This is a genomic window from Microbacterium sp. 13-71-7 (assembly GCF_002257455.1).
Taxonomy (GTDB): domain Bacteria; phylum Actinomycetota; class Actinomycetes; order Actinomycetales; family Microbacteriaceae; genus Microbacterium.
In genome coordinates this window covers 1-4,025 of record NZ_NCKN01000306.1, presented here as the reverse complement: position 1 = coordinate 4,025, position 4,025 = coordinate 1, and the positions used below count along the sequence as shown (strand labels likewise).

Below are 4,025 nucleotides of genomic sequence, written 5' to 3'. Positions count from 1 at the left end.
GCACGCCGACACTGGTCATCAACGGCGATCGGATCCCTCTGACCTTGAATCCCGAGACCGACATCCTTCCGCACCTGAAGTAGCGCCGGGAATCCGAAGCAGGGCGGCTCCCACGACCCTCAAAGGCTGGACACGGCACAATGGGGAGACATAGCTGAGCGGATCCGCCGGGCGGGTCTGGACAAGGAGACACACACATGGCCGCTGCCAAGGGCAGGACCAACGGGTTCGCCATCGGAATCACCGCCGCCGTCGTCGCCGTGCTCATCGCACTCGTGGGCGTCGTCGTGTACCTGAACAACAAGGCCACGGATCCCGGTGCCGCGCCGAAGAGCGCGATCATCAACTCCGACACCGGCGCCGTCACCACCGGCTCCGGCAAGGACAAGGTCGCCCTCTTCGTCGACTTCCAGTGCCCGATCTGCAAGACCTTCGAAGGCCAGTACGGCTCGCAGCTCCAGAAGCTCGCCAAGGAGAACAAGATCACGCTCGAGTACCACCCGATCGCGATCCTGGACCGCTTCTCCCAGGGGACCAACTACTCGTCGCGTGCCGCCGCCGCCGCCTACAGCGTTGCGCAGGAGAACCCGGACAAGTTCCTCGACTACCTCAACCTGCTGTTCGAGAAGCAGCCCACCGAGAACACCCCCGGTCTCACCGACCAGCAGCTGATCGACTACGCGAAGCAGGTCGGCGCCGACAAGGCCGAGGCGACCATCAAGGCGAACACCTTCTTCAAGTTCCCGACCGCGCAGGCCACCGCGCACAAGATCCAGGGAACGCCCACGATCGAGATCAACGGTCAGCGCCTCGACACCAGCAAGCAGAGCGATGTCGCGAAGCTGCAGGCGATCGTCGACCAGAAGTAGCCACGCCGCATTTTGCGGATCCGCGGATCCGGACTACCATAGATCTTTGGTGCTTTGCGCCTTGGTCCGGCGTGTCCGGATCCGCACAGTTCCACCACCACCCACCCACCGCAGATCGACCGGTCTGCAGAAGCGTCAGCGAGGCTATGGCTAAGAAAGACGGTGTCATCGAGATCGAAGGCGTCGTGTCCGAGGCGCTGCCCAACGCGATGTTCCGCGTTGAGCTCTCCAACGGACACAAGGTCCTTGCAACGATCTCAGGAAAGATGCGGCAGAACTACATCCGCATCATCCCCGAGGATCGCGTCGTCGTGGAGCTCTCGCCCTACGACCTCACACGCGGCCGCATCGTCTACCGCTACCGCTAGGCCGGTCGAGAAGTAACACCCCAGGCGTTCGCGCCTGCCCGGTGAAGACAGCGATAAGGAAAAAACATGAAGGTCAACCCCAGCGTCAAGCCGATCTGCGACCACTGCAAGGTGATCCGCCGCCACGGCCGCGTCATGGTGATCTGCAAGAGCAACCCGCGCCACAAGCAGCGCCAGGGCTGAGCTGCGGGCTCCGGCCCGTCACTCTCGCAATCTCACAACTCAATACAGGTCGCGTGGGCGTCCGAGGCGTTTCGTCTCGCTCCGCTCGCTCAACGACCGGCACATCAACGGCAGGATCAGACGCTTCGACGGGCTCAGCGGCCCGGAGAAGCCGACACCTCGGGCGGAGGCCCGGGCACCGATCCTGCTCCACACCTCCACAACACTCCAGGAGTTACCGCATGGCACGTCTTGCCGGCGTCGACATCCCGCGCGACAAGCGCGTGGTGATCGCCCTCACGTACATCTACGGCATCGGCCGTACCCGTTCGGTCGAGATCCTCAAGGCCACCGAGATCGACGAGTCGATCCGCGTCAAGGACCTCTCCGACGACCAGCTCGTCGCCCTCCGCGACTACATCGAAGGCACCTACAAGGTGGAGGGTGACCTCCGTCGCGAGGTCGCCGCCGACATCCGCCGCAAGGTCGAGATCGGCTCCTACGAGGGCATCCGCCACCGTCGTGGCCTGCCGGTCCGCGGTCAGCGCACCAAGACCAACGCGCGCACCCGCAAGGGCCCCAAGCGCACCGTCGCCGGCAAGAAGAAGGCCCGCTAAGCGGCGGCCAGGGAATAGGAGAAAACTTTCATGGCTGCACCTAAGGCCGCCGCGCGCAAGCCGCGCCGCAAGGAGAAGAAGAACATCGCGCTGGGCCAGGCCCACATCAAGTCGACGTTCAACAACACCATCGTCTCGATCACCGACCCGTCCGGCGCTGTCATCGCCTGGGCTTCCAGCGGTGGCGTGGGCTTCAAGGGCTCGCGCAAGTCCACCCCGTACGCCGCCGGCATGGCCGCGGAGTCGGCCGCCCGTCAGGCTGCCGAGCACGGTGTGAAGAAGGTCGACGTCCTCGTGAAGGGTCCGGGCTCCGGCCGCGAGACCGCGATCCGCTCGCTGCAGGCCGCAGGCCTCGAGGTGGGTTCGATCCAGGATGTGACGCCGCAGGCGCACAACGGCTGCCGTCCGCCGAAGCGCCGTCGCGTCTGACGCGTTCTGAGGATCCTCGGATCTCGATCCTGTCGAGACCGGGGATCCTCACCCGCGTTTCTTCCACAACTCAAGACCTCACCCACACGTGTCATATAGCGGGCACGTGATCGAAAGGAACACACAGTGCTCATCGCACAGCGTCCCACTCTCACCGAGGAAAAGATCTCCGAGAACCGCAGCCGGTTCGTCATCGAGCCGCTCGAGCCCGGCTTCGGCTACACGATCGGCAACGCGCTGCGTCGCAGCCTGCTCTCCTCGATCCCCGGCGCGGCCGTGACCAGCGTCCGCATCGACGGCGTCCTCCACGAGTTCAGCACCATCCCCGGTGTCAAGGAGGATGTCACCGAGATCATCCTCAACATCAAGCAGCTGGTCGTCTCCTCGGAGCGCGACGAGCCCATCACCGCCTACCTGCGCAAGACCGGCGCCGGTGAGGTCACCGCGGCGGACATCTCCGCTCCGGCCGGCGTCGAGGTGCACAACCCCGAGCTGGTCATCGCGACCCTCAACGAGACGGCCAAGTTCGAGCTCGAGCTCACCATCGAGCGCGGCCGCGGCTACGTCTCCGCGGCGCAGAACCGCAGCGAGTACGCCGAGGCCGGCCAGGTGCCGATCGACTCGATCTACTCGCCCGTGCTCAAGGTCAGCTACCGCGTCGACGCCACCCGCGCCGGCGAGCGCACCGACTTCGACAAGCTTGTGCTGGACGTCGAGACCAAGAACTCGATCGCCCCGCGCGACGCCGTCGCTTCGGCCGGTCGCACGCTGACCGAGCTGTTCGGCCTCGCCCGCGAGCTGAACGTCGAGGCCGAGGGCATCGAGATCGGCCCCGCGCCGGTCGAGGCCGTGCTCTCGAACGAGCTGTCGATGCCGATCGAGGATCTCGATCTGTCGGTCCGCTCGTACAACTGCCTCAAGCGCGAAGGCATCAACACGGTGTCCGAGCTCGTCGCCCTCTCGGAGACGCAGCTCATGAACATCCGCAATTTCGGACAGAAGTCGGTGGACGAGGTGCGCGACAAGCTCGTCTCGCTCGGCCTGTCGCTGAAGGATTCGGTGCCCGGTTTCGACGGCGCCCACTTCTACGGCGGCTCCGAAGACGAGTCCTTCTGATACCCGAACCTTTCCGATCCAGGAGTAAGAACAATGCCTAAGCCCACCAAGGGTCCCCGCCTCGGAGGCGGCCCGGCCCACGAGCGTCTGCTGCTTGCGAACCTCGCCGCCCAGCTGTTCGTTCACAAGTCGATCAAGACCACCGAGACCAAGGCCAAGCGCCTGCGTCCGCTGGCCGAGCGTCTCGTCACCTTCGCCAAGCGCGGCGACCTGCACGCACGCCGTCGCGTGCTGACGGTCCTGCGCAGCAACAAGGAGGCGACGCACATCCTGTTCGCCGAGATCGCGCCGCTCGTCGCCGAGCGTGAGGGCGGCTACACCCGCATCACCAAGGTCGGCAACCGCAAGGGCGACAACGCGCCCATGGCCGTGATCGAGCTCGTGCTCGAGCCCGTCACCCCCAAGGTGAAGAAGGCTGCCGCGAAGCCCGCCAAGGCTGAGAAGGCTGCTCCCGCCGCCGAGGC

Annotated in this window: 7 protein-coding genes; all 7 read left to right on the top strand. The window is 65.4% G+C overall.

From position 1 onward, the window contains the following. Window positions 1–197 precede the first annotated feature (197 nt). Entirely contained in the window at window positions 198–869 is a 672-nt protein-coding gene (locus B7X32_RS19260; protein WP_292723426.1) for a thioredoxin domain-containing protein, read from the top strand. Window positions 870–1,015: 146 nt separating this feature from the next. Next, window positions 1,016–1,237 carry a translation initiation factor IF-1 gene (infA, locus tag B7X32_RS19255; RefSeq protein WP_018171468.1) on the top strand — a complete coding sequence of 74 codons (222 nt, stop codon included), beginning with the start codon at window positions 1,016–1,018 and terminating at the stop codon, window positions 1,235–1,237. A gap of 66 nt (window positions 1,238–1,303) precedes the next feature. Beyond that, a complete protein-coding gene (rpmJ, locus tag B7X32_RS19250) occupies window positions 1,304–1,420 on the top strand; it encodes a 50S ribosomal protein L36 (protein ID WP_005050492.1) in 117 nt (38 codons plus the stop codon). A 221-nt stretch (window positions 1,421–1,641) separates the two neighbouring features. After that, window positions 1,642–2,016: a 30S ribosomal protein S13 gene (gene rpsM / locus B7X32_RS19245; RefSeq protein ID WP_292723411.1), complete on the top strand. Its 375-nt coding sequence runs from the start codon at window positions 1,642–1,644 to the stop codon at window positions 2,014–2,016. Window positions 2,017–2,046: 30 nt separating this feature from the next. After that, window positions 2,047–2,445: a 30S ribosomal protein S11 gene (gene rpsK / locus B7X32_RS19240; RefSeq protein ID WP_017829189.1), complete on the top strand. Its 399-nt coding sequence runs from the start codon at window positions 2,047–2,049 to the stop codon at window positions 2,443–2,445. 126 nt (window positions 2,446–2,571) lie between these two features. Continuing rightward, complete coding sequence (locus B7X32_RS19235; protein ID WP_105686048.1) at window positions 2,572–3,561, top strand: DNA-directed RNA polymerase subunit alpha; 990 nt, start codon at window positions 2,572–2,574, stop codon at window positions 3,559–3,561. A gap of 33 nt (window positions 3,562–3,594) precedes the next feature. Beyond that, window positions 3,595–4,025: 50S ribosomal protein L17 (rplQ, locus tag B7X32_RS19230; protein WP_292723401.1), on the top strand; the 431-nt coding region annotated here is incomplete at its 3' end.

What these genes read in the sequence shown, in the direction of transcription:
- B7X32_RS19260 (WP_292723426.1), top strand. Translation starts at nt 198, where the DNA reads ATGGCCGCTGCCAAGGGCAGGACCAACGGGTTCGCCATCGGAATCACC.
- infA (WP_018171468.1), top strand. Translation starts at nt 1,016, where the DNA reads ATGGCTAAGAAAGACGGTGTCATCGAGATCGAAGGCGTCGTGTCCGAG.
- rpmJ (WP_005050492.1), top strand. Translation starts at nt 1,304, where the DNA reads ATGAAGGTCAACCCCAGCGTCAAGCCGATCTGCGACCACTGCAAGGTG.
- rpsM (WP_292723411.1), top strand. Translation starts at nt 1,642, where the DNA reads ATGGCACGTCTTGCCGGCGTCGACATCCCGCGCGACAAGCGCGTGGTG.
- rpsK (WP_017829189.1), top strand. Translation starts at nt 2,047, where the DNA reads ATGGCTGCACCTAAGGCCGCCGCGCGCAAGCCGCGCCGCAAGGAGAAG.